Genomic DNA, 24,238 nt, shown 5'->3' with positions numbered 1-24,238 from the left:
CCGTGCGTTGCCGCAGAGACCGGCCGACCCGCCGGACCGACGGACCATCCTGCCGAGCAGAGCCGAGGAGAACGTGTCATGCCCGAGAAGACCGTCGCCGACTTCTGGTTCGACCCCAGGTGCCCGTGGGCCTGGCTGACCTCCCGCTGGATGCTGGAGGTGGAGAAGGTGCGGCCGGTGGAGGTCCGCTGGCATGTGATGAGCCTGGCCGTGCTCAACGAGGACAAGCTGGACGAACTGCCCGAGGGCTACCGGGAGATGCTCGCTGCCGCGTGGGGGCCGGTACGGGTGTGCATCGCCGCGGAGCAGAAGCACGGCCCCGAGGCGCTGGGCCCGCTCTACACCGCGCTCGGCACCCGGCTGCACAACCGGGGCCAGGAGCTGTCGCGGGAGTTGCTGACCGCCGCCCTGGAGGAGGCCGGGCTGCCCACGGACCTGGCGGACGCCGCGGACTCCACGGAGTACGACGAGGCGCTGCGGGCGTCGCACAAGGAGGGCATCGACCTCGTGGGCCAGGACGTCGGCACCCCGGTGATCGCCGTGCCCGGCGCGGACGGTTCGCGCATCGCGTTCTTCGGGCCCGTCGTCACGCCTGCTCCCAAGGGCGAGGCGGCGGCGAAGCTGTGGGACGGCACGCTGATGGTGGCGTCCACTCCGGGCTTCTTCGAGATCAAGCGCACCAGGGACGTCGGGCCCGTCTTCGACGACTGACGACGACCCGGCGACTGAAGACCCGGCGACCGGCGACGGGCGGCTGGGCGGCGAAAGGCCGCGCCGGGACGCACAGGCAGGAGGGTCCCCGTACGTCACGCCCGTACGGGGACCCTCCCTTTCTCTCCGCCTGCCCGGTGAAAGGTGAGAAGACGATCACGAGGGCAGGAGGTCCCAGGGGCCCGCAGCGCCGCGTTCACAGCCCAGCGCTCACAGGGCCGCGCTCGCAGGGTCTACAGGGCCGTCAGCAGGGTGTTCCCCTTCTCCTTCGCCGCCGTGTAACGCGCGGCCACGTCCTGCCAGTTCACTACGCGCCACATCGCCTCGACGAAGTCCACCTTCTGGTTGCGGTACTGGAGATAGAACGCGTGCTCCCAGGCGTCGAAGACCAGGAGCGGCACGCTGGCCTGGCCGACGTTGCCCTGGTGGTCGTAGACCTGCTCGACGATGAGCCGCCCGGTCACCGGCTCATAGGCGAGGACGCCCCATCCGGAGCCCTGCGTGGTGGCGGCCGCCTTCGACATCTGCGTCCTGAACCTCGCGAAGGAGCCGAACGACTCGGCGATGGCGTCCGCGAGTTCGCCCGTGCCGTCCTTCTCCAGGGGCTCGCCGCCGCCGTCGCCCGTCATGTTCCGCCAGTAGATGCTGTGCAGGATGTGCCCGGAGAGATGGAACGCCAGGTTCTTCTCCAGCCCGTTGACCGCGCCCCACTGGTCGCTCTCACGGGCCTCGGCGAGCTGCTCCAGCGCGTCGTTGGCGCCCTTCACATAGCCCGCGTGGTGCTTGTCGTGGTGCAACTCGACGATCTCGCCGCTGATGACCGGCTCCAGTGAGGAGTAGTCGTACGGCAGCTCAGGCAGCGAATACAGGGCCATGGGCGTCTCCTCTTATTGCACATTACTTGCAAGAAGACGCTAGCAGCAACAGCGGCAGAGAAAACGGAGCGGCCCCGCATTGCGGGACCGCTCCGTGATGCCTCTTCGGGCCGTCGGTTTCAGAGGCCGGGGCCGGGGCCGGGAACCGGGGTCAGGCCGGGTCGTCACCCGCATTCGAACCGCCCGTCTCCTCACCCGACTCGGCGACCCGCCCGGCGCCCTCGCCCGCCTCGCCACGGCCGGGGCCGCGCTCACGTGCCTTCTGCCGGGCCAGTCCCGTCGCGATCAGCACGGCCGTCAGGCAGCCGGTGAAGGCGAGTTGGGTACGGGTATCGCCCTCGCGCAGCATCAGCACGAGCACGGCGAGGATGCCGAGCAGGGCCACCACGGTCAGGACGGGGTAGGCCCACATCCGCACCACGAGCTTCTCCGGTGCCTCCCGCTCCAGCTTCCGCCTGCTGACCAGCTGCGAGACGGCGATGAACCCCCAGACGACGAGCGTCGCGGCGCCCACCGTGTTCAGCAGCCACTGGAAGACGGTGTCCGGCCACCAGAAGTTCAGCAGCACCGCCACGAAGCCGAAGACCGACGAGGCCACGACCGCCGGACGCGGCACGCCGCTCGCGCCGACCCTGCCGAGTACACGGGGGCCTTGCCCGCGGGCGATCAGGGAGTACGCCATGCGGGACGCACCGTAGATGTTGGCGTTCATGGCCGAGAGCAGGGCCACGAGCACCACGATGTTCATGACCTGCGCGGCGGCCGGGATGCCGATGTGGTCCAGCACGGCGGCGTACGGTCCGGCGACGACGGACTTGTCGTCCCACGGGATCAGCGTGACGATCACCAGCATCGAGCCGACGTAGAAGACCGCGATGCGCCACATCGCCGTGCGCACGGCCTTCGCGACGCCCTTGACCGGGTCCTCGGACTCGGCCGCCGCGATGGTGACCGTCTCCAGGCCGCCGTATGCGAAGACCGAGGCGAGCAGGCCCACGACGAGACCGTTGGTACCGGCGGGCAGGAAGCCGCCCTCGCCGGTGAGGTTCGCGGTGCCGGGAGCCTCCACGCCGGGCAGCACTCCTGCTATCGCGGCGGCGCCCAGCAGCAGGAACGCCGTGATGGCGAAGATCTTCAGCGCGGCGAACCAGAACTCCGTCTCGCCGAAGTTCCGTACGGCGACGAGATTCGTCAGGCAGAACAGCGCCATGAAGGCAGCGACCCACATCCACGGCTCGGTGCCCGGCAGCCACTGCGTGACGATGTCGCCGGCAGCGGTCGCCTCGGTCGCGATGGCGACGCACAGCAGCGCCCAGTAGATCCATCCGGCCGTGAAGCCCGCCCAGGGGCCGAGCGCCCGCTCCGCGTGTACGGAGAAGGAGCCGGAAGCGGGGTTCGCCGCGGACATCTCGCCCAGCATGCGCATCACGAGCATCACCAGGAGGCCGGATGCGGCGTAGGCGAGGACGATCGAGGGCCCCGCGGCGGCGATGCCCGCGCCGGAGCCCACGAAGAGCCCGGCTCCGATCACGCCGCCGAGCGCGATCATGGACAAGTGGCGCTGCTTGAGGCCGTGGGACAGGGCGGATCGTTCGGAGTCGGTTCTGGAGCCCTTCGGTGACGGTGGGGGCGCGTCGGACAGCTCGGTGCGCGTCATGAGAGGCCGTTCCTGTTTCCTGAGGGGACTGCGGTTGGATCGGTGTAGCGGCAAACCAGTCTCGCAGCGGGTTCCGGCGGTGGATCAAGCGCCCCGTGGGGATCGGCGGCCGATGAGCGGACGACGCGGAAGCCGGTGCGGGAGGCGCCCTTCAGACCCCGGGGTCACGGCCGGCTCCCGCTCAACTCCCCCTCCTGTCCCCGTACTTCTGTTCGCCGGGTGTACGCCGGGTCACATCGCTCTGTGGCGGTTTCGGCTAGCGTCGGACAGTTCGCACACCGCCGTATCGACACATCATCCGGAGCCGCCCGATGAGCGCCCTCACACCCGCCGCCGACCCCCGCCCCGGCACCGTTCTCGCCGATGTGCTCGCCCCGGCCACGGCCGTCGCCGACGGGCCCCGGGCGCATGTACGCGACGCGGTGCTCGTCCTCGGCGGAGCCGCGCTGACCGGTGTCGCCGCCCAACTCGCCGTCCCCGTACCGGGATCGCCGGTCCCGGTCACCGGGCAGACCTTCGCGGCGCTCCTCGTGGGCGCGGGTCTCGGCGCGCGCCGCGGCTTCCTCGCCATGGCGCTGTACACGCTGGCGGGCGCCGCCGGGGTGCCGTGGTTCGCCGACGCCGCCTCGGGTGCGGCGATGCCGTCCTTCGGCTACGTGCTCGGCATGCTGCTGGCCGCCACCGTCGTCGGGGCGCTGGCCCGGCGCGGCGGTGACCGCGGGCCGCTGCGTACGGCCGGGACGATGGCCGCCGGAACGGCGCTGACGTATGCGGTGGGCGTGCCCTATCTCGCGGTCGCGGCAGGCATGTCCGCGTCCGAGGCGGTGGCGGCCGGGCTGGTGCCCTTCCTCGTCGGTGACGTGCTGAAGGCGGCGCTCGCGATGGTCGCGCTGCCCGCCGCGTGGAAGCTGGCGGGGCGCCGGAGCTGACCCGGGCCCGGCACCGGTCGCAGCAGCCGCGGCCCCGGACGGCGAACGCGTCCGCCGGGGCCGCGTGTTGGCCGGGCACCGGATGGGTCTCGGCCGTGAATCGGCGGTGTCCTGGCCGCGTTCTGGTCGCGTCTTGCGAGGTCTTCCGAGGTCACGCCCGGTGCGCCGCGCCCGCACGGCGCCGCATAGACTCCTCGCCATGCGCGTGTACCTCGGCTCCGACCATGCGGGCTACGAACTCAAGAACCACCTCGTCGAGCGGCTGAAGGCCGCCGGGCACGAGCCCGTCGACTGCGGTCCCCACATCTACGACGCGGCGGACGACTACCCGCCCTTCTGTCTGCGTGCCGCCGAGCGCACCGCGAACGACGGCGAGAGCCTCGGCATCGTCGTCGGCGGTTCCGGCAACGGCGAGCAGATGGCCGCGAACAAGGTCAAGGGCGTGCGCTGCGCCCTGGTCTGGAGCGAGGAGACGGCGACGCTGGCACGCGAGCACAACGACGCCAACGTCATCAGCATCGGCGCGCGCATGCACAGCGAGGACGAGGCGCTGCACTTCGTTCAGACGTTCCTGCGTACGCCCTTCTCCCGTGGGGAGCGGCACGAGCGCCGCATCGGAATGCTCTCCGCGTACGAGGAGACGGGGCAGCTTCCTCCCGTACCCGCACACCACCCGGAGTCCTGACCGCATGCCCGAGGGGCACACGATCCACCGGCTCGCCCGCGACTGCCGCGAACGCTTCGGCGACCGCAAGGTGCGCGCCGCCAGCCCCCAGGGGAAGTTCGCCGACGGCGCGGCCCTCGTCGACGGCCAGGTCCTCACCGGCGCCGAGGCGCACGGCAAGCACCTCTTCCTCGGCTTCGACGGCACGGGCTGGGTGCACGTACACCTCGGCCTGTACGGCAAGTTCACCTTCGGTACGGGACCGGCACCGGCCCCCGTAGGCCAGGTGCGGCTGAGGATCAGCGCCGACGGGGACGCGTCCGGCCACGACGCCGGCGGCTACGCGGATCTGCGCGGACCGACCCGCTGCGAGCTGATCACCGACGCCGAGAAGCAGGCCGTCGAGGAACGGCTCGGCCCCGACCCGCTGCGTGCCGACGCCGACCCGGAGGCCGCCTGGTCGCGCATCTCCCGCAGCCGTACCACCGTGGCCGCACTGCTGATGGACCAGAAGATCGTCGCGGGCGTCGGCAACGTCTACCGTGCCGAGGTGCTCTTCCGGCACGGCATCGACCCGTACCGCCCCGGACGGGGCCTCAGCCGTACGGAATGGGACGCGATCTGGGCCGACCTCGTCGCGTTGATGCACGAGGGGGTGCGCAACAACCGCATCGACACCGTGCGGCCCGAGCACACGCCGGAGGCCATGGGGCGCGAGCCCCGGGTCGACGACCACGGCGGCGAGGTGTACGTCTATCGCCGCGCGGGGATGGAGTGCCTCGTCTGCGGCGCACCGGTCCGCACGGCCGGGCTGGCCGCACGCAACCTCTTCTGGTGCCCGGGGTGCCAGACCGGCTGACCGGAACATCCAGCGTGCGCCCCACCGGACATCCGCCTGACCCTGCCCGGCCCGGGCGCGTCCGCAATCCCCATCGCCGTCCCGTCCCCTCCCGTCAGAAGCCGTGCGGCAGCCATGGCGCGACATCCGTGGAGAAGGCGCATGAGGCCGCGCCCAGCGCCCCCTTCCTCCGCTCCCGCACCCGCCCCGCCGAGGCCAGCGCCCGCAGCGCCGTGCCACCGAGGTAGGCGGCCCCCAACTCCCGTACGGACAGCGAGAGTTCCGCCGCGTCGCCGGTACGCTCACACGTCGCGCCCGTGCTGTCGCCGCTCAGCCGCCAACGCCCCGCGTTCCAGGGGCAGAAGGCGTCCTCGACCTCCAGCACCACGTCGACGGGCGCGCTGTAGCTGCGGGCCGCCAGCGCGGCCCCCACCTCGACAGGCCGCAGGAACAGACCGTCCCGCCAGCGCGGGCGGCACAGCCTGACGCTGTCGCCCGTCATGTGCAGCCATGGATCGTCCACCGGACGGGCCTCCACCCGCAGCAGCGGCATCAGATCGATCTCCCACAGGAATCGCCACAGCGCCCCGTAGGCCGCGGTGTCCAGCGCCTCCAGATCCCGCAGCAGCACGCTGCCCTTCGGCACGTCGTCCTCGTCCCAGCCGTTCTTCAGCGAATAGCGGGCGTAACCGCGCACCTCGCCGTGCTCGTCCTCCGCCAGTACGCAGGCCAGCGGCGTCGCGCCGTTCCGCTTCTCCGGGATGTCCAGCAGCGGGCGCCGCTCCCAGCCGGGGGCACGTTCCAGCATTCCGGGCCGCTCCGGGACCCGGCGTGCGTAGACGGCCTCGCACTCCTTCATCACCGACGCCGGGTCGTCGACGACGCGCAGCCGTGTCCCCTCCGACTCCGGGGGCGGTTCGAAGGCGACGCGACCGGTGTCGATCTCGGCGTGGAGCTCCCGCGTCGCCATGCCGTAGCCGAATCGTCCGTAGATGTGCGGTTCCGAGGCGGTGAGCACCGACAGCGGCTCCGCGCCCGCGGCCCGCGTCTCGTCCAACTGCCGCCGCATCATCGAGCGGAGGATGCCGCGGCGCCGATGCGTCGACGCCACATGCACCATGGACAGGCCCGCAGCGGATACGAGCGCTCCACCGGGCACGGTCATCCGGAACGAGATCAGACTCGCGGAGCCGACGAGCCGGTCACCGTCCCAGGCGCCGAGCGAGCGGCCGACCTCGGTCAACTCCCGGTGCAGCTCCCGTTCCTTGTCACCCACAGCACCGAAAGCGCGAAGAATTCCGTCGTACCAAAAGTCCCATTCACCGGGGCGCAGGATGCGCAACTCTGTTGCCATGCGCCTTCTCTAGCAGGGGTTTTGAGAAACGGCGAACGTATTTCCGTGCTTCACCGTGCTGCTGCACGTGCATACGCACGTTCCGTCGTTCGTGCACGTCGTGAACGGAATCGACGCACTGGTCAAAGCCTGGATAAGGTCCATCTGCATGGCGGTACGACGTCCGAGCCTCACACCCTCGAGGGCCCGGTTGCACAAGACGCGAAGAGCGTTGCACCGGGCTCGCACAGGGCTGCGCCGCTCCGCCGTCGACTATTTCCGCGGCGGAGTCTCCGACTGGCTCGCCTTCAGCGCTCTGCTTCTCACCATTCCGGCACTGACCGTACTGACCGTCGTGATGCCGCTGTGGGCCGCCCCCGAGGCGCTGGTGATGCCGCTTATCGCGGGCGGTCTGCTGCTGCGGCCCGCAAGCCTTCTCGCGCTCTACGCGTCGGCCGCGGGCGCCCTCATCGTCGAGTCCGCGATGCTCGGTCCGTACGAGGACGGCGCGGGCCGGGTCACGCCCGGCACCATCCTGGTGGTGGCCGCCGCCGGGCTGTCGGGCCTGCTCGTCGCACAGTTCCGCAGCCGCGTGGGCGTGCCGTGGCGTCGCGGCGGCACCATGCTCTTCGACCTCCGCGAACGCATCCGCGTACAGAGCAAGCTGCCCAGGCTGCCGCGCGGCTGGCACCGCGAGATGGCGCTGCGCCCGGCGGGCGGGCAGTCCTTCTCCGGGGACTTCGTGGTCGCGGCGCGCACCGGGCCCGGCGAGCGGACCCTCGAAGTGGTGCTGACGGACGTGTCGGGCAAGGGCATGGACGCCGGTTCGCGTGCGCTGCTGCTCTCCGGCGCCTTCGGCGGTCTGCTGGGCTCGCTGCCCCCGCACGCCTTCCTGCCCGCCGCCAACGGCTATCTGCTGCGCCAGGACTGGGACGAGGGCTTCGCCACGTCCGTACATCTCGTACTCGACCTCGACAGCGGCGACTACGAACTCTTCTCGGCGGGACACGTCCCCGCGCTCCAAAGGGGCGCGGGCACCGGCAAGTGGGAGGAGAAGTCGGGCGACGGGCCGCTGCTCGGCGTGTACGAGGGCGCCCAGTTCGACCCGGTGAAGGGGACGTTGCTCAAGGGCGACGTGCTGATGCTCTTCACCGACGGCCTCGTCGAGACCTCCGAGCGGGAGATGGCCGACGGCATCGACCGGCTCACCGGCGAGGCCGACCGGCACGTCGCCTCCGGCTTCCACGGCGCCGCCTGGCACCTCATAGAGACCGTGGCACGGGACGTCAACGACGACCGTGCGCTGCTGCTGCTCTGCCGGGGCTGAACCCTTCGCGGGCTCCGGGCACTTCGCAGGCTTCGCCGCTGTCCCCGGGACCGGTGCGACCGGCACGGGGACGGACGTGACCGTCGATCACGGACGGAAACAGCGGGAGGGGCGTTCCGGGGCGCCCATCGCGGCACGCTCCCGGTCGCCCCTCCCGCCTGCCTTCGGTCCTTGCCTGCGCTCTCGGCCGGTTGCCCTCGGCCTGATGCTCTTGTCCGGCGTTGCTCTCTGCCCGGTCGTCTACCTGGCGTGCTTGCCGCCGCTGCCGCCTCGTGAGGCCGACTCGTACGACCCCGACTCGTACGGCCCGGACTCGTACGACGCCGTGCCTGAGCGGTGGTACGCCCCTGAGCCCGCGCCGGTCCGCTCGGGAGCCGCGGCGGCGCCCGGCTGCCCGGCCGGTGCCGGCCTCCCCTGCTTCCCGTGCGCACGCGCGGCGGAAGCGGAAGCGTTCTCACGCGCCCGTGCCTGCTCGCCCGCGTCCCGCTTGAAGAACCACTCCAGCTTCGGCTCCATCACGAAGCGGAAGATGCGGCGGATTGGCGAGGTACACAGCACGGTCATCATCACCGCGGCCAGCAACGTGATGGCGACGCGGCTCGCGGGGTGGTCGACCCAGTCCATGTCGTACCACTCGAACTCACGCGAGATCTTGATCGGGTAGACGTGCAGCAGATACGCGTACAGCGTCCCGGCGCCGAGGCTCGTGAACCACATGTGGCGGCGCGGCACCAGCGCCAGGAACGCCGCGGTCAGCACGAGCCCGCAGCCGAAGGTGGCGAGCGTCATCACACCGCCCACCCAGGCCGGCGCCCCGAGGTCCTGCGAGGCCTTGTCGTGCAGGAACCAGCCCTTGGACATCCGCGGCACGGCCCAGTAGGCGAACAGCAGCGCGCCCGCGAAGACCGGCAGCGCCAGCATCCGGACCTTCCTGCGCGTGACGATCTGGAAGTGCTCGGGCCGCAGTTGGAGGCCCAGCACGAAGTACGGCAGGAACGCGGCGACGCGCATCAGGTTCAGGTCGCTGTTGATGCTCGGGGTGACGCCCGCGGCGACCGCGACCGCGAGGGCCACCGGCAGCGGCCAGCGCATGCTCTTCCACAGCGGCGTCGTCAGCCGCCACAGGAAGAGCGCGACCAGGAACCACAGGGCGAAGCCGGGCTCCTGGTAGTGGAACTCGCGGTCGGGGTTGTCGCTCGCCCACCGCATGAAGAACGTGTAGACGGTCTGGAAGACCACGTACGGCACGAGCACGCCGGTGACGAGCCGCTTGATCTGCCGGGGCTTGCCCGAGAAGCTGCGCGAGAGGTAGCCGGAGACGATGATGAACGCCGGCATGTGGAACGCGTACAGCACGAAGTAGAGGGCTCCGGCCATGCGGCTGTCGTCGCGCAGCGGATCCCATACGTGCCCGATCGCGACGAGCACGATCGTGAGGTACTTCGCGTTGTCGAGAAAGGGGTCCCGCTGGTCGGCGGGCTTTTTCTTCACCTTGGTAAGCGGCTCCGTCGACGCGTCGGACGTCGCGGAGGGGGACTCCTGGCGGACCGGGGGGAGCGGTGCCCGCTCATAACCAGCGTGCAACATCTGTCGCACCTTAGTGGTCAAACCTGCGAGGCGTAAATTCTTGGCGAGATTCCAACACGCCTACCCGGCACAGTTTTCGACACACCTGCGCGGGCTTGGATTTCCTGTGGCAGAGCTGCTACGGCAGTGCGTTCTGCCATGACATGTCCGTAATGCCAGGACATAAAGAGGGCTCGGGTGGTCGCGCGGGCAGCGCGCACGGGGCCGGATCGCCCCCGGATCGGGGCTTGTTCGCCACCAGGGAGGACCGTTTACGTAAACGGTCTGTGATCGAGTCCACAACACCCGGCGATGCGGGGGCAATTAGCCCCGCAGTCGCGCCGGTGAAGTCGCGTCCCTCTTGCACATGTTGCATTATCGCTGCGCAGCGCATTGATCGGCCCGTAGCGTCCCGAATTACCGTACGTATTACGCCCCGCCGCCCGGTGGGAGATGCGTCACGACTGTGTCCGGAGCGTGTAGAGGGTGTGCAGGCTGGGGAGAACGGCAACGACCGGGGAAGGTCCAACGGCGCCGACGATTCGTCACCCATCTCCACGTGCACACGACTTGGTGGCACGATGGTCCGCGGCGGGGGGAGTGGTGGCGACGGGCCCCTCGGCCGCTGAGGCTTTCCGACGGGCAAGGGTGTGATCAGTTGTGGCCATTTCACTGTCTGTGGTGCTGCTGTTGGCAGTCATCCTGGTGGTGATGATCAGGGGTGGATCGATAAAGGCGGGGCCCGCGATCGTTGCGGTGCTCTTCGGGTTCTTCCTGGCCTCGACCGACATCGCGCCGTCCGTGAACAGGTTCATGAACTCGCTGGCGGACATGATCAATCAGATCAGCTTCTAGCGCGCATCAGCTTCCGGTGCGCGGCGGCGCCGTCCCGCCCCTCGGCGGCAGCACCGGCGCCGCTGTCGCACGCCGAAGGGCCGGCCCCGGTGGGGGCCGGCCCTTCGTGATCGCCGAGCGGGCGACGGGAATCGAACCCGCGTAGCTGGTTTGGAAGACCAGGGCTCTACCATTGAGCTACGCCCGCAACTGCCCCGCCCCGTACGCCTGATGACGACTCTCCTGCATGATCACGGCTTTCCGGGACCTGCATCGGACGCCCGTCGGAGCGGCACGGACTGCATCGTAGTCCATGTCGGAGCGGCACACTATTCTGACCTGCTGCCGAAGAGATCGAACAGACCGCGACCTGCGAGGACGGGTCGCCGAGGCCGCTCGTGGGCGACGAGGAGGACGATCCCCGCAGACCCCTGCCCGGGGTGCAGGGTCCCCCGCCTGCGGCGCAGGTCCGGCGGCGGCGACCGGGAGCGACCGGCATGCCACTGACCGGCACTGTCCGACGCTGGCAGACACAGAGCTGACGGACACGGACCGGCATCTTCCTTGCGGGGACGCCCAGTTGACGCGTGCGTACGGCGAACGCGCCCACCGGGGGCCGTAGGCAGCGGGGCCGGAGCCCTCCCGGTGCCGGCTCACCGGCCCCTCCCACGTCCCACGCGCAGCCGGCACCTCACGCGAACCGCCCTTCACGCAAAAGCACGAGGCGACGCCAAGTGCCCGTAGGACGCGGGCAGTTCCTCCACGGCCGCTCGGCGGGGAGGGCGAGCGACGGGCCTTGCGGGACCTCCCGTCACCGCGCCGCGAGGTGCCGGGCCGCGCACCGGGCGTGAAAGGCGGGGCGGGCCCCGGTCGCGCCCCCCGATACGCCCCCGTAAGCGCACCTCAGCGCGGTTACCCGTGTTGACCTGGGCCTGACTTGATACCCGGACTGACCGCGTGGAAGTCGATGTACTCTACGTGTCGCACCGACGGGGTGTGGCGCAGCTTGGTAGCGCGTCCGCTTTGGGAGCGGAAGGTCGTCGGTTCGAATCCGGCCACCCCGACCACGTACTATGCAAGACGCGCGTGCCTGCGTCGTGTCCGGATTCCGAGCCGTTTGCGGGGCGCCCGGCAAAGCGTGAATTCCCCAGAAGTCAGCCCCAAGGAGACCGACCGTGAAGAGCGCCGTGGAGACCCTGAACCCCACCCGGGTTCGGCTCACAGTCGAGGTGCCCTTCGAGGAGCTCAAGGACAGCCTCGACGCGGCGTACAAGAAGATCAACCAGCAGGTCACCGTCCCCGGTTTCCGCAAGGGCAAGATCCCGGCCCGGGTGATCGACCAGCGGTTCGGACGCGGCGCGGTGCTGGAGGAGGCGGTCAACGACGCGCTTCCGAAGCTCTACCAGTCGGCCGTCGAGGAGGGCGAGCTGAACCCTCTGGGCCAGCCCGAGGTCGACATCACGGACCTGAAGGACAACGAGCTGCTGTCCTTCACCGCCGAGGTCGACATCCGTCCCGAGATCACCATTCCCGACTACTCGGGAATCGAGGTCGAGGTCGAGGCCGCCGAGGTCTCCGACGAGGACGTGGACAAGGCCGTGGAGCAGCTCCGTGAGCGCTTCGCCTCCACCACGGTCGTCGAGCGTGCCGCAGCCGAGGGCGACGTGGTCAAGGTCGACCTGGAGGCCAAGGTCGACGGCGAGGTCCTGGAGGACGGCGTCGCGGAAGGCGTCGACTACACGATCGGCTCGGGCGAGCTGCTCGAAGGCATCGACGAGGCCGTCACCGGTCTCGAGGCCGGCGGCACCGCCACCTTCACCTCCGAGCTGAAGGGCGGCTCGGCCGCCGGCAAGGAGGCCGAGGTCTCGGTGAAGGTCCAGACGGTCTCCTCGCGTGAACTGCCCGAGCTGGACGACGACTTCGCCCAGCTCGCCAGCGAGTTCGACACCCTTGAGGAGCTGCGCGAGGACAGCCGCAAGCGTCTCGGGCAGCAGAAGAAGTACGAGCAGGCCACCGAGGCCCAGGAGAAGGTGCTCGACGCCTTCCTGGAGCTCGTCGAGGTCCCCGTACCGGACAAGCTGCTCGCCGACGAGGTCGCCACCCGTAAGAACAACCTCGTCAACAACCAGCTCGCCCAGATGGGCCTCGACCTGGCCACCTACCTTCAGATGCAGGACAAGTCCGAGGAGGACTTCGACAGCGAGCTGAAGGAGCAGGCGGAGAAGGGCATCCGCACCCAGTTCGTCCTCGACGAGCTGGTCAGCGAGGAGAAGCTCAACGTCAGCCAGGAAGAGCTGACGGAGCACCTGATGCGCCGTGCGCAGTCCTCCGGCATGAGCCCCGACCAGTTCGCGCAGGCCGTCGTAGAGGGCGGGCAGGTGCCGATGCTCGTGGGCGAGGTGGCGCGCGGCAAGGCCCTGGCCACCGTCGTGGAGAAGGCCACGGTCAAGGACTCCAACGGCGAGGTCGTCGACCTCGACGACGAGGAGGACGAGACCGCGGAGACCGTCGAGGCCGAGTCTTCCGAGACCGAGTCCTCCGAGGCCGAGTCCTCCGAGGCTGCGGAGACCGAGACCGCCGAGGCCAAGGCCGACGACGGCGACGAGGAGCAGGAGAAGAAGTCGGAGGGCTGACCTCCGCACGCCCCTTCGCTCCTCTACGCGCCCTCACAGCAACGATCCGGCCGTAGGTCCGGTGAGCGCTACGGGCCCGCGTACCGCTACGGCGGCGCGGGCCCGTAGCGCTCAGAGGGCGCATGGGACCTGCGCTGACAGCGAACAGCTCCCGATGCGGGATGGCGGCGCCCGTGCCGCGCGTTAGGGTCCCAAGTGCATGAAGACCCCAGAGACGGCACGCCTTCGGCTACCGTCCGGACACGAGCAGGTGGACACGTGACGCTTCCGATGCCTTCGGCCGCCGGTGAGCACCTTGGTGGTGGCCTCGGCGACCAGGTCTACAACCGGCTGCTCAACGAGCGGATCATCTTCCTCGGCCAGCCCGTCGACGACGAGATCGCCAACCAGATCACCGCTCAGTTGCTGCTCCTGGCGGCCGACCCGGACAAGGACATCTTCCTTTACATCAACAGTCCCGGCGGCTCGATCCAGGCCGGCATGGCGATCTACGACACCATGCAGTACATCAAGAACGACGTGGTCACCATCGCGATGGGCCTCGCCGCCTCGATGGGCCAGTTCCTGCTGAGCGCCGGCACCCGCGGCAAGCGCTTCGCGCTGCCCAACGCGGACATCCTGATCCACCAGCCTTCGGCCGGCCTCGCGGGCTCCGCCTCGGACATCAAGATCCACGCCGAGCAGCTCCTGCGTACGAAGAAGAAGATGGCGGAACTCTCTGCCCAGCACACCGGCCAGACCGTCGAGCAGTGGACCCGTGACGCCGACCGCGACCGCTGGTTCTCCGCTCAGGAGGCCAAGGAGTACGGCCTGATCGACGAGGTGTACGGCAGGGCGGCACAGCTTCCGGGAGGCGGCGGTACGGGCGCGTGAGCCGCGCCGCAGGACAGCAGCAGGCTCAGGCTCCGCAGCAGCGCACCGACCGCAGTCAGCCCATCACCAGGAGAAGGCTCCGATGACCAATCTTTCCGGACTCCCCGCCTCCGGCGGCCTCCGCGGCGAGGAGAGCACGTACTCCTCCGAGGGACAGTTCACGGGCCCGCGGCCCGACTCCCGCTACATCGTTCCGCGCTTCGTCGAGCGCACCTCCCAGGGTGTGCGTGAGTACGACCCGTACGCGAAGCTCTTCGAGGAGCGTGTGATCTTCCTCGGCGTCCAGATCGACGACGCCTCGGCCAACGACATCATGGCGCAGCTCCTGTGCCTGGAGTCGATGGACCCGGACCGGGACATCTCGCTCTACATCAACAGCCCCGGCGGCTCGTTCACGGCGCTCACTGCGATCTACGACACCATGCAGTTCGTCAAGCCGGACATCCAGACGGTCTGCATGGGGCAGGCGGCCTCGGCCGCCGCGGTGCTGCTCGCCGCCGGCACCCCCGGCAAGCGGATGGCGCTGCCCAACGCCCGCATCCTGATCCACCAGCCCTACAGCGAGACGGGCCGCGGCCAGGTCTCCGACCTGGAGATCGCCGCGAACGAGATCCAGCGGATGCGCGTCCAGCTCGAGGAGATGCTCGCGAAGCACTCCACGAAGGAGATCGAGCAGATCCGTGACGACATTGAGCGTGACAAGATCCTCACCGCCGAGGAGTCCCTCGAGTACGGGCTGATCGACCAGATCGTCTCCACCCGCAAGTCCTCGGTCGGCATGGGCGTCTGACCCCTGCCGCCCGGACGGCGCACGTCCCGTTCCCCCTTGGCACGCCTCTACGGAGTCGTCCCAAGGGGGGCCCAATTCGACGGCTCGGCAGGGTACCGTCGTCAGAGCACGTACCTCGGTCCGACGGCTGATGGACCGGTCCCAGGCGAAGGGGAAGCACCTCGTGGCACGCATCGGTGATGGCGGCGATCTGCTCAAGTGCTCGTTCTGCGGGAAGAGCCAGAAGCAAGTGAAGAAGCTGATCGCAGGGCCAGGGGTGTACATCTGCGACGAGTGCATCGACCTGTGCAACGAGATCATCGAGGAGGAGCTGGCGGAGTCCTCCGAGGTGCGCTGGGACGAGCTGCCCAAGCCTCGTGAGATCTCCGAGTTCCTTGAGGGGTACGTCGTCGGCCAGGAGGCCGCGAAGAAGGCCCTCTCGGTGGCGGTCTACAACCACTACAAACGGGTCCAGGCCGGTGAGAACGGCGGGCCGCAGGGCCGGGACGACGGCATCGAGCTGGCGAAGTCCAACATCCTGCTGCTGGGGCCCACCGGCTCCGGCAAGACGCTGCTCGCGCAGACCCTGGCCCGCATGCTCAACGTCCCCTTCGCCATCGCGGACGCCACGGCGCTGACGGAGGCCGGGTATGTGGGCGAGGACGTCGAGAACATCCTGCTGAAGCTGATCCAGGCCGCGGACTACGACGTCAAGAAGGCCGAGACCGGCATCATCTACATCGACGAGATCGACAAGGTCGCCCGTAAGAGCGAGAACCCTTCGATCACACGTGACGTCTCCGGAGAGGGCGTCCAGCAGGCCCTGTTGAAGATCCTGGAGGGCACGACCGCCTCGGTGCCGCCGCAGGGCGGACGCAAGCACCCGCACCAGGAGTTCATCCAGATCGACACGACGAACGTGCTGTTCATCGTGGGCGGCGCCTTCGCCGGACTGGAGAAGATCATCGAGGCGCGTGCGGGCGCGAAGGGCATCGGCTTCGGCGCGACCATCCGCTCCAAGCGGGAGATCGAGGACAGCAACCAGTTCGAGGACGTCATGCCGGAGGACCTGGTGAAGTTCGGGATGATCCCGGAGTTCATCGGACGTCTGCCGGTGATGACGAGCGTGCACAACCTCGACCGTGAGGCGCTGCTCCAGATCCTGATGGAGCCGCGTAACGCCCTCGTCAAGCAGTATCAGCGGCTCTTCGAACTCGACGGCGTGGAGCTGGACTTCGACCGCCCCGCGCTGGAGGCGATCGCCGATCAGGCGATCCTGCGTGGCACCGGTGCCCGCGGGCTGCGCGCCATCATGGAAGAGGTCCTGATGTCGGTGATGTACGAGGTGCCCTCACGCAAGGACGTGGAGCGTGTCGTCATCACGGAAGAGGTCGTCCACTCGAATGTGAACCCGACGCTCGTTCCCCGCTCGCGCGGCAACGAGCAGGAGCGGCACGAGAAGAGCGCCTGACGGGCCGAGGGACTGAGCCGGAGTCTGCGGGAGACCGACGGCGGCCCGTATCCGTACGGCACGACGAAGGGGGCGCCAGGCCGAGTTGACCGGCCTGGCGCCCCCTTCGCATGGCCTTCCTCCTGGCTGCGCTCGTCACCGGAGCGTGTGCCGGGCTACGGCGGCCTCGGGCCGTCCCGCGTTCAGTCCGCCGTGACGAGGGCGTCCTTGCGTACCTTCGCGGCGAGTTCGGCGGTCGACTTCAGATCCACCGGCTTCGTCGATGTGCCGTCGCTGGTGAGGATCATCGACGAGACGGTGCCGACGGTGCTGGAGTCGGCCCAACCGCACATCGCCAGGCTCATGTTGGAGATCTTGTACTCCTGGCACTTGAGTACGTCCCCGTCGAAGGCGGACGGGGAGAACTTCCGCAGCCGCCCCTCGGCCCTGGCGCCCGTCTCCGTCTTCAGCGACTTGCCCGTCTGCTCGAAGACCCAGTCGACGGCCTTGCGCGGATCGGTCACCGAGCCGTAGGCGCCGCCGAGTTGGAGCTTCTTGGTGGCACCGGCCTTGTACTCGGCGCTGACGTCCGCGTTGCTCGTCATGCCGGGCACCTTCTTGTTGTCGAAGGCATCGCCGTCGCCCTTCTCGCCCTTGCCGTCGCGCTGGTACTCGCCCGCGAGGGTCTTCGGCGTCGTCAGCCTGTGCCGGGGGGCGTCGGTGCCGCCGAAGAGGAAGTAGCCGCCTACCAGGGCCGCTACGACGACCAGCGCGCCGCCGGCCATCGCCGCGTTGCGGCCACGCTTGCCGGAGCCGGAGCCGGAGCTGCCGGAGCCCCCCGTGCCGCTGGAGCCGCCGGTCCCGCCGGTGTCCTGCGCGGCGGCCGGTATGCCGCCCGGCTGACTGTCACTCATCGCTTGTGTCTCCTCCGTCGAACGACGGGCCCGGCATCCGTACGCACTGCGCAGGCGCACCTGAGCGATGCGCCTGCGCGGCGCGGCCTGCGCGGCCTGCGTGCGCCGCGCATCGGACGGACCGGGCCCCGAATCCGTTGCCCCCGTCGGCTACTTGATCTCGACCCGTGCGTCGTCGCGCAGCTTCTTCGACAGCTCCGCGGTCTGGTCGATCGTCATGCTCCTGCCGGTGAGGACGGCCGCACCGTCCTGCGCCGACACCATCGCCACGGTGCTGTTGTCGGCCCACATGCAAAGCGGCGCCTTGAGCTCACCGGTGCCCGAAGTGGAGGCGCCGAGGGAGACCTTGATGATCTGGCACTTCATCACGGCCTCATCGTCGAGGCCCGCCGGAGAGACCTCCTCCGGGCTGCCTACGAGTTCGGCGTTCCTGCCGGTGCGTTCGGCGTTCTCCTCGCTGTCCTCGGCCATCTTCGCGAAGGCCGCGTCGACCGTGGACTCGGGGTCCTCGACGGAGCCCCAGACGCCCTGGAAGTTGAGCTGCTTCACGGCGGTGCCCGTGCCCGACTTGTACGAGCCGTGCTCGTCCTTGGGGTTGTCGACGCCCGCCTTCTCGAACTCCGAAAGCTCGGACTGCGTCATCGCGTTCGTCGTGCCCGCGCTGTTCTTCTGGTACTCGCCGGCGACCGTCTGCGGGGACGTCAGCTTGTACTTCTTGCCGTCGGCACCGACGCCGCCGGAACCGCCGCCGCCCACATTCCCGAACAGGAAGACGCCGCCGATCACGGCGCCCACGATCACCAGCGAGCCGATCACGATGGCCACCGTCTTGCCTGCCTTGCCGCCCCCCTGCGGAGGCATGGGCGGACCGGGCTGTCCGTACGGACCGGGCTGGCCGTAGGGATTCGGCTGCCCCGGCTGCTGAGGAAAGCCGTACGCGGGCTGGGCCGGCTGACCGGGCTGTCCAGGCTGCTGCGGGTATCCGTAGCCGGGAGCACCGGCCTGACCGGGAGCACCGCCCGGAGCCCCCTGGGCGTACGGATTCGGCCCCTGCGGCGGCTGCCCGTACGGTCCCGGCGGGGGCGGCTGCTGTCCGTAAGGTCCGGGCTGGTTCTGACTCATGGCGGCGCTTCCCCTCCGTTTGATGTGCGTCGTCGACGACGCGGTCGCGCTCGCGCTCGCGCGCTACGCCTACATCCTTGCGGACGTCCCGAACGCTTGCCCCACCGGTCCCCAAACCGATTCGAGACTGCGACATTGACGCCCGTACACTGCCGTCGTGACCGAGAACTCTCAGCAGCGCCCCGACTCCCGAGGGCCGAACGCAGCAGCCCCCGCAGACCTGCCGACGCAGTACGCACCGGCCGAGGTGGAGGAGGAGCTGTACGAGCGCTGGGTAGCCCGCGGTTACTTCGAGGCTGACGTCAAGAGCGAGAAGCAGCCGTACACGATCGTCATCCCCCCGCCGAACGTCACGGGCTCGCTGCACCTCGGCCATGCCTTCCAGCACACGCTGATGGACGCCCTCACCCGCCGTAAGCGCATGCAGGGCTATGAGTCGCTGTGGCTGCCCGGCATGGACCACGCGGGCATCGCCACGCAGAACAAGGTCGAGCAGCAGCTCGCCGAAGAGGGCAAGTCCCGGCAGGACTTGGGGCGCGAGGCCTTCGTCGAGCGCGTCTGGCAGTGGAAGGAGGAGTACGGCGGCAAGATCCTCGGCCAGATGCGCCGCCTTGGCGACGGCGTCGACTGGACGCGTGAGCGCTTCACCATGGACGAGGGCCTCTCCCGCGCCGTCCAGACCGTCTTCAAGCAGATGTACGACGACGGGCTGATCTACCGCGCCGAGCGGATCATCAACTGGTGCCCGCGCTGTCTGACCGCCATCTCCGACATCGAGGTCGAATACCAGGAGGACGACGGCGAGTTGGTCTCCATCCGGTACGGCGAGGGCGAGGACTCCCTGGTCGTGGCGACCACTCGCGCCGAGACGATGCTCGGCGACACCGCCGTCGCGGTCCACCCGGACGACAGCCGCTACGCACATCTGCTGGGCCGCCGGATCAAGCTTCCCCTGACGGACCGCACGATCCCCGTCGTGGCGGACGAGCACGTGGACCCGGAGTTCGGCTCCGGCGCCGTGAAGGTCACACCCGCCCACGACCCCAACGACTTCGCGATCGGACAGCGGCACGACCTGCCCGCGCTGACGGTCATGGACGAGCGCGGCGTGATCACCGCACACGGCCCCTTCGAGGGTCTGGACCGCTTCGAGGCGCGCTCCACGATCGTCGCCGCCCTGCGTGAACAGGGCCGCATCACGGCCGAGAAGCGCCCGTACACCCACAGCGTCGGCCACTGCTCGCGCTGCAAGACGACGATCGAGCCGCGGCTGTCGATGCAGTGGTGGGTTCGCGTGGAGCCGCTGGCGCAGGCCGCGGGCGACGCCGTGCGCGACGGCCGTGTGCGTATCCACCCCGCCGAGATGTCGGCCCGCTACTTCGACTGGGTCGACAACATGCTGGACTGGTGCATCTCGCGCCAGCTCTGGTGGGGTCACCGCATCCCCGTCTGGTACGGGCCCGACGGCGAGGTCCGCTGCGTCGGCCCGGACGAGCAGCCGCCCACGGGCGAGGGCTGGACGCAGGACCCGGACGTCCTGGACACCTGGTTCTCCTCCGGCCTCTGGCCCTTCTCCACCCTCGGCTGGCCCGAACAGACCCAGGATCTGGCGAGGTTCTATCCGACGGACGTGCTGCTGACCGGGCACGACATCATCTTCTTCTGGGTCGCCAGGATGATGATGTTCGGCCTCTACGCGATGGACGGGCAGGCGCCCTTCCACACGATCGCGCTGACGGGCCTGGTCCGTGACGACCACGGCAAGAAGATGTCCAAGTCCAACCCCAACTCCGTCGATCCGCTGGACTGGATGAACGCCTACGGTGCCGACGCCGTCCGCTTCACCCTCACCAGCGGCGCCAACCCCGGGGCGGACGTGCCGATCGGCGAGGACTGGGTCAAGGCGTCCCGCAACTTCGCCAACAAGATCTGGAACGCCACGCGTTTCGCGCTGATGAACGGCGCCACCGTCGAGGGCCCGCTGCCGGACGCGTCCGAACTCGGCGCCACCGACCGGTGGATCCTCTCCCGGCTCAACTCCGTGGTCGCGGAGGCCGACGCCTGCTACGACGACTACCAGTTCGCCAAACTCTCCGACACCCTCCGCCACTTCGCGTGGGACGAGGTCTTCGACTGGTACGTCGAGCTGTCGAAGACCACCTTCGCCGCGGGCGGCCGTCCCGCCGAGGTCTCGCGCCGCGTGCTGGGCGAGGTGCTCGACGTGATGCTGCGGCTGCTGCACCCGGTGGTCCCGTTCGTCACCGAGTCGCTGTGGACGACGCTGACGGGCGGCGAGTCCGTCGTCGTCACCTCTTGGCCGACCGACTCCGGCTTCCGCGACGCGGAAGCGGAACGGGAGATCGCCACCCTTCAGGACGCGGTGACGGAGGTCCGCCGCTTCCGCGCCGACCAGGGCCTGCAACCAGGCCAGCGCGTCCCGGCCCGGCTCACCCTGGACGGCTCCCCGCTCGCGGCGCACGAGGACGCCATCCGCCAGCTCCTGCGGCTACAGCCGGAGGGCGAGGGCTTCCATGCCACGGCGTCGCTGCCCGTCACGGGCGGCACGGTCGAGCTGGACCTCTCCGGAGTCATCGACGTCGACGCCGAGCGCAAGCGGCTGACGAAGGACCTGGGGGCCGCCGAGAAGGAGCTGCGCCAGACGACGGCGAAACTGGAGAACGAGGGCTTCCTGGCCAAGGCCCCCGATCATGTGGTCGCGAAGATCCGCGAACGCCGCGCGGCGGCGGAGGCCGACATCGAACGCCTCCAGCAGCAGTTGACGCGCCTGCCGCAGGCGTAGGCGAGGGTCCCACGGTCCTCCAAAGGGCCCCGGACGCCGACGACTTGGCGCCCGGGCCCGGTTTCGTGCGGCTCCGGTGTGCGAGCCGGGGGGCGCCCTCTCCCGCAGCGTGCCCCGAACCTCGCGGGCGTACGGCGCAGACCCGCGTACGACCGGGGTCCCGTAGCCACGCCGCTACGCCCCCGCCCCCGGCGGCTGAAGGCTGCGGAGCCGCCCTACGTAGACTTGGCGCCGTGAGTGACCAGCCCCAGCCCCCCGACCACGGCCCCGGCGACGACGACGGCGGCACCGCGCCCACCCCCTCCGAGTTCGAGGAGATCGTCGGCGCGGAGACCGACCGCGACCCGGATCTCGCCGTCATCGAGGCGGGCAGCCGCACCCTCCGCGCGCAGGCGGGCCCCCCTCAGGCCGACGTCGTACCGGCACGCCCCGAGGACCCGGAGACCGACCGCGCCCTGCGGGAGGTGGAGGCGGAGCTGATGGGCCGCTGGCCCGAGACGAGGCTCGACCCCTCGCTGGACCGCATCAGGGCCCTGATGGACGTGATGGGCGAACCGCAGCGCGCCTACCCGTCGATCCACATCACCGGCACCAACGGCAAGACCAGCACCGCCCGCATGATCGAGGCCCTGCTGAGCGCCTTCGAGCTGCGCACCGGCCGCTACACCTCGCCGCACGTCCAGTCGTTCACCGAACGCATCAGCATCGACGGCGCACCCGTCAGCGCGGAGCGCTTCATCGAGGCGTACGAGGACGTCAGGCCGTTCGCGGAGATGGTCGACGCACAGCAGCCGCACCGCCTGTCGTTCTTCGAGATGCTCACGGGCATGGCCTACGCGGCCTTCGCCGACGCCCCCGTCGACGTCGCCGTGATCGAGGTCGGCATGGGCGGAAGCTGGGACGCCACCAACGTCATCGACGCCGGAGTCTCCGTCGTCACGCCCATCTCGCTGGACCACGTCGCCCGCCTCGGTGACACCCCGGAGAAGATCGCCGGGGAGAAGTCCGGGATCGTGAAGAAGGACGCCACCGTCGTCCTCGCCCAGCAGCCCGTCGAGGCCGCGTCCGTCGTGCTGAAGCGGGCCGCCGAGCTGGACGCCACCGTCGCCCGCGAGGGTCTGGAGTTCGGCGTGGTCTCACGGGAGGTCGCCGTCGGCGGGCAGTTGCTCACGCTGCGCGGCCTGGACGGCGAATACCCGGAGATCTTCCTCCCGATGCACGGGGCGCACATGGCGCACAACGCGGCCTGCGCGCTCGCCGCCGTCGAGGCGTTCTTCGGCATCGGCACCCGTGAGACGGACAAGGGCCGCACTCTCGACGCCGACGTGGTACGCCAGGCCTTCGCGTCCGTGTCGTCCCCTGGCCGGCTCGAACTCATGCGTACCAGCCCCACGGTGCTGCTCGACGCGGCGCACAACCCGGCGGGCGCCCGTGCCACGGCCGAGGCCGTGGGCGAGGCGTTCGGCTTCAGCCGGCTCGTGGGTGTCGTGGGACCCAGCAGGGACAAGGACGTACGGGGCCTGCTCGAAGCCTTCGAGCCGATCTTCGCGGAAGTGGTGCTCACGCGTAACTCCACGACCCGCGCCATGGACGTCGACGACCTCGCCGCCGTCGCCGTCGAGGTCTTCGGCGAGGACCGCGTCCAGGTGGAGCCGCGACTCGACAGCGCGCTGGAGGAGGCGATCACGCTCGCCGAGGAGGAGGGCGAGTACGCGGGCGCGGGCGTCCTGGTCACCGGCTCCGTCTTCACCGCCGGGGAGGCCCGGCTGCTGCTCGGAAGGGAGCGGTAGTGCGCACTCTCTGCGCGAGCACGCTGATCGGTGAGTTCTTCGTCATCGGCTTCGCCGGTCTCGTCGCGATGCGTACGAGCGGACTGCCCGCCGGCACCGTGTGGACGGTCTGCGGCGTGGCGATGGCGCTCTGCGTGCTGCTGTGCGGCGCGCTCTCCCACAAGGGCGGCGTCACGCTGGGCTGGGCCCTCCAACTGGCGCTCGTCGCCTCGGGGTTGGTCGTCCCTGCCATGTACTTCCTGGGTGTGTGCTTCACCGGGCTGTGGTGGGCGTCCGTCCACTTCGGACGGAAGGTGGACGCGGCGAAGGCCGAGCGTGCCCGCCTGGAGACCGAGCCTGACACTGCGTGACCATGAGCGCTCGCGCACGTGTAGCCTCTGGGCATCCTTAACCGGCCACATCCGGAACCGGAACGTCCATGACGTGTGTCCGGTGCCGCGATACATCCATCCCCGAGGAGCCCCCACCATGAGCGAGCGCACCCTGGTACTGCTGAAGCCCGACGCCGTACGCCGCGGCCTGATCGGTGAGATCACCCGCCGCATCGAGAGCAAGGCGGACTGGGCAGTGAAAGCAATGGAGTTGCGCACGCTGGACCGCTCGACGCTCGAGCAGCACTACGCGGAGCACGTCGGAAAGCCCTTCTACGAGCCGCTGATGGAGTTCATGGCGTCCGGCCCGTCAGTGGCGATGGTCGTCGAGGGCGAGCGCGTCATCGAGGGCGTACGGGCACTCGCGGGCCCCACGGACCCGATTGCAGCCGCACCGGGCTCCATTCGGGGGGACTTCGGCACGGTTGTGCGGGAAAACCTGATTCACGCTTCGGACTCGGCGGAGTCGGCGGAACGTGAGTTGAAGATTTTTTCCCCGACTTCGGATGACGCGCCGCTGACGCGTCATCAGTCGTCAGGGCCTTGATGACCTGGGGCGACCCACAATTTCCGGCCGCCCCTCGGCATATGCGACCGAGTTCGGGGGAACGCATCACCCCGACACGACGTCACTGATTACAGGGACGACGGCTGTTGCGCCGACAATGGCGGGACACCCTCGCTACGTGTTCGAGTCCGCGTCTACGATGGAACCTCGCGTCTCCACAGCGTTAGCGCGGACCACCTCTCCTGCCGTCCTCCCGAACACACCGCTCCAGTTG

At 69.6% G+C, this 24,238-nt stretch carries 20 protein-coding genes and 2 tRNA genes; 15 read left to right on the top strand and 7 right to left on the bottom strand.

Translation table 11 applies throughout. The annotated features are described in order from the left end of the window. Positions 1–78: 78 nt before the first annotated feature. Positions 79–711, top strand: coding sequence for a mycothiol-dependent nitroreductase Rv2466c family protein (locus MMA15_RS07675; RefSeq protein ID WP_241058390.1), 633 nt, complete (start codon positions 79–81; stop codon positions 709–711). A 233-nt stretch (positions 712–944) separates the two neighbouring features. On the opposite strand, the gene MMA15_RS07670 is transcribed toward MMA15_RS07675, so the two are convergent. Both MMA15_RS07670 and MMA15_RS07665 read right to left on the bottom strand, forming a co-directional pair. Next, on the bottom strand, positions 945–1,586 hold the full coding sequence (locus tag MMA15_RS07670) for a superoxide dismutase (RefSeq protein WP_241058389.1): 642 nt from the start codon (positions 1,584–1,586) through the stop codon (positions 945–947). 151 nt (positions 1,587–1,737) lie between these two features. Further along, positions 1,738–3,243, bottom strand: coding sequence for an amino acid permease (locus tag MMA15_RS07665; protein ID WP_241058388.1), 1,506 nt, complete (start codon positions 3,241–3,243; stop codon positions 1,738–1,740). Positions 3,244–3,554: 311 nt separating this feature from the next. On the opposite strand from MMA15_RS07665, the gene MMA15_RS07660 reads away from it, so the two are divergent. The 3 genes from MMA15_RS07660 (at position 3,555) to MMA15_RS07650 (ending at position 5,695) form a co-directional block, all read left to right on the top strand. Beyond that, positions 3,555–4,172 (top strand): biotin transporter BioY, encoded by a 618-nt coding sequence (locus tag MMA15_RS07660; protein WP_241058387.1) that lies wholly within the window; start codon positions 3,555–3,557, stop codon positions 4,170–4,172. 199 nt (positions 4,173–4,371) lie between these two features. Then, positions 4,372–4,857, top strand: a complete 486-nt coding sequence (locus tag MMA15_RS07655; RefSeq protein ID WP_241058385.1) for a ribose-5-phosphate isomerase — start codon at positions 4,372–4,374, stop codon at positions 4,855–4,857. A gap of 4 nt (positions 4,858–4,861) precedes the next feature. Continuing rightward, entirely contained in the window at positions 4,862–5,695 is an 834-nt protein-coding gene (locus tag MMA15_RS07650) for an Fpg/Nei family DNA glycosylase (protein ID WP_241058384.1), read from the top strand. Positions 5,696–5,789: 94 nt separating this feature from the next. Here MMA15_RS07650 and MMA15_RS07645 read toward each other — a convergent pair whose 3' ends face one another. Then, entirely contained in the window at positions 5,790–7,028 is a 1,239-nt protein-coding gene (locus MMA15_RS07645) for a GNAT family N-acetyltransferase (protein WP_241058382.1), read from the bottom strand. A 148-nt stretch (positions 7,029–7,176) separates the two neighbouring features. On the opposite strand from MMA15_RS07645, the gene MMA15_RS07640 reads away from it, so the two are divergent. Continuing rightward, on the top strand, positions 7,177–8,334 hold the full coding sequence (locus tag MMA15_RS07640) for a PP2C family protein-serine/threonine phosphatase (protein ID WP_241058379.1): 1,158 nt from the start codon (positions 7,177–7,179) through the stop codon (positions 8,332–8,334). A gap of 240 nt (positions 8,335–8,574) precedes the next feature. Here the strand turns inward: MMA15_RS07640 and MMA15_RS07635 are convergent, their stop codons facing one another. Continuing rightward, positions 8,575–9,825 (bottom strand): acyltransferase family protein, encoded by a 1,251-nt coding sequence (locus MMA15_RS07635; protein WP_241058377.1) that lies wholly within the window; start codon positions 9,823–9,825, stop codon positions 8,575–8,577. A gap of 735 nt (positions 9,826–10,560) precedes the next feature. Here MMA15_RS07635 and MMA15_RS07630 point away from each other — a divergent pair. Beyond that, the gene (locus MMA15_RS07630) at positions 10,561–10,755 is read left to right on the top strand and encodes a hypothetical protein (protein WP_028435138.1); all 195 of its coding nucleotides are present in this window, start codon (positions 10,561–10,563) and stop codon (positions 10,753–10,755) included. Between the two features lie 116 nt (positions 10,756–10,871). Here the strand turns inward: MMA15_RS07630 and MMA15_RS07625 are convergent. Beyond that, positions 10,872–10,942: transfer RNA gene (locus MMA15_RS07625), tRNA-Gly, on the bottom strand. Positions 10,943–11,724: 782 nt separating this feature from the next. On the opposite strand from MMA15_RS07625, the gene MMA15_RS07620 reads away from it, so the two are divergent. From MMA15_RS07620 to clpX, 5 genes are all read left to right on the top strand, one after another. Further along, positions 11,725–11,801 (top strand) — tRNA-Pro (locus MMA15_RS07620). Between the two features lie 108 nt (positions 11,802–11,909). Further along, positions 11,910–13,367: a trigger factor gene (gene tig / locus MMA15_RS07615; protein WP_241058375.1), complete on the top strand. Its 1,458-nt coding sequence runs from the start codon at positions 11,910–11,912 to the stop codon at positions 13,365–13,367. A 270-nt stretch (positions 13,368–13,637) separates the two neighbouring features. Continuing rightward, entirely contained in the window at positions 13,638–14,240 is a 603-nt protein-coding gene (locus MMA15_RS07610) for an ATP-dependent Clp protease proteolytic subunit (protein ID WP_241063069.1), read from the top strand. A gap of 82 nt (positions 14,241–14,322) precedes the next feature. Then, positions 14,323–15,030 carry an ATP-dependent Clp protease proteolytic subunit gene (locus MMA15_RS07605; RefSeq protein ID WP_241058373.1) on the top strand — a complete coding sequence of 236 codons (708 nt, stop codon included), beginning with the start codon at positions 14,323–14,325 and terminating at the stop codon, positions 15,028–15,030. Between the two features lie 163 nt (positions 15,031–15,193). Further along, entirely contained in the window at positions 15,194–16,480 is a 1,287-nt protein-coding gene (gene clpX / locus MMA15_RS07600; RefSeq protein ID WP_241058371.1) for an ATP-dependent Clp protease ATP-binding subunit ClpX, read from the top strand. 182 nt (positions 16,481–16,662) lie between these two features. On the opposite strand, the gene MMA15_RS07595 is transcribed toward clpX, so the two are convergent. Together MMA15_RS07595 and MMA15_RS07590 are read right to left on the bottom strand one after the other, a co-directional pair. Beyond that, positions 16,663–17,373 carry a hypothetical protein gene (locus MMA15_RS07595; protein ID WP_241058369.1) on the bottom strand — a complete coding sequence of 237 codons (711 nt, stop codon included), beginning with the start codon at positions 17,371–17,373 and terminating at the stop codon, positions 16,663–16,665. 150 nt (positions 17,374–17,523) lie between these two features. Continuing rightward, positions 17,524–18,495, bottom strand: coding sequence for a hypothetical protein (locus tag MMA15_RS07590; RefSeq protein WP_241058367.1), 972 nt, complete (start codon positions 18,493–18,495; stop codon positions 17,524–17,526). A 157-nt stretch (positions 18,496–18,652) separates the two neighbouring features. Here MMA15_RS07590 and MMA15_RS07585 point away from each other — a divergent pair, with 157 nt between their 5' ends. The 4 genes from MMA15_RS07585 to ndk all read left to right on the top strand — a co-directional run bounded on the left by MMA15_RS07585 (position 18,653) and on the right by ndk (position 24,003). Beyond that, positions 18,653–21,295, top strand: coding sequence for a valine--tRNA ligase (locus tag MMA15_RS07585; RefSeq protein ID WP_241058365.1), 2,643 nt, complete (start codon positions 18,653–18,655; stop codon positions 21,293–21,295). A 233-nt stretch (positions 21,296–21,528) separates the two neighbouring features. Then, a complete protein-coding gene (gene folC / locus MMA15_RS07580; protein ID WP_372498204.1) occupies positions 21,529–23,085 on the top strand; it encodes a bifunctional tetrahydrofolate synthase/dihydrofolate synthase in 1,557 nt (518 codons plus the stop codon). After that, positions 23,085–23,435, top strand: coding sequence for a DUF4233 domain-containing protein (locus MMA15_RS07575; RefSeq protein WP_241058358.1), 351 nt, complete (start codon positions 23,085–23,087; stop codon positions 23,433–23,435). Before folC ends, MMA15_RS07575 begins: the two co-directional genes overlap by 1 nt. Positions 23,436–23,553: 118 nt before the next feature. Beyond that, positions 23,554–24,003 (top strand): nucleoside-diphosphate kinase, encoded by a 450-nt coding sequence (ndk, locus tag MMA15_RS07570; protein ID WP_241058356.1) that lies wholly within the window; start codon positions 23,554–23,556, stop codon positions 24,001–24,003. Positions 24,004–24,238 lie beyond the last annotated feature (235 nt).

The sequence above is a fragment of the Streptomyces marispadix genome, assembly GCF_022524345.1.
Taxonomy (GTDB): Bacteria; Actinomycetota; Actinomycetes; order Streptomycetales; family Streptomycetaceae; genus Streptomyces; species Streptomyces marispadix.
This window is presented reverse-complemented; position numbering and strand designations above follow the sequence as displayed.

Excerpts from the sequence above, each read along its gene's own strand:
- ndk (WP_241058356.1), top strand. The coding sequence starts at position 23,554 with ATGAGCGAGCGCACCCTGGTACTGCTGAAGCCCGACGCCGTACGCCGC.
- MMA15_RS07670 (WP_241058389.1), bottom strand. The coding sequence starts at position 1,586 with ATGGCCCTGTATTCGCTGCCTGAGCTGCCGTACGACTACTCCTCACTG.
- MMA15_RS07645 (WP_241058382.1), bottom strand. The coding sequence starts at position 7,028 with ATGGCAACAGAGTTGCGCATCCTGCGCCCCGGTGAATGGGACTTTTGG.
- MMA15_RS07650 (WP_241058384.1), top strand. The coding sequence starts at position 4,862 with ATGCCCGAGGGGCACACGATCCACCGGCTCGCCCGCGACTGCCGCGAA.
- MMA15_RS07655 (WP_241058385.1), top strand. The coding sequence starts at position 4,372 with ATGCGCGTGTACCTCGGCTCCGACCATGCGGGCTACGAACTCAAGAAC.
- MMA15_RS07605 (WP_241058373.1), top strand. The coding sequence starts at position 14,323 with ATGACCAATCTTTCCGGACTCCCCGCCTCCGGCGGCCTCCGCGGCGAG.
- MMA15_RS07675 (WP_241058390.1), top strand. The coding sequence starts at position 79 with ATGCCCGAGAAGACCGTCGCCGACTTCTGGTTCGACCCCAGGTGCCCG.
- MMA15_RS07595 (WP_241058369.1), bottom strand. The coding sequence starts at position 17,373 with ATGAGTGACAGTCAGCCGGGCGGCATACCGGCCGCCGCGCAGGACACC.
- MMA15_RS07660 (WP_241058387.1), top strand. The coding sequence starts at position 3,555 with ATGAGCGCCCTCACACCCGCCGCCGACCCCCGCCCCGGCACCGTTCTC.
- MMA15_RS07665 (WP_241058388.1), bottom strand. The coding sequence starts at position 3,243 with ATGACGCGCACCGAGCTGTCCGACGCGCCCCCACCGTCACCGAAGGGC.
- MMA15_RS07640 (WP_241058379.1), top strand. The coding sequence starts at position 7,177 with ATGGCGGTACGACGTCCGAGCCTCACACCCTCGAGGGCCCGGTTGCAC.
- MMA15_RS07610 (WP_241063069.1), top strand. The coding sequence starts at position 13,638 with ATGCCTTCGGCCGCCGGTGAGCACCTTGGTGGTGGCCTCGGCGACCAG.
- MMA15_RS07590 (WP_241058367.1), bottom strand. The coding sequence starts at position 18,495 with ATGAGTCAGAACCAGCCCGGACCTTACGGACAGCAGCCGCCCCCGCCG.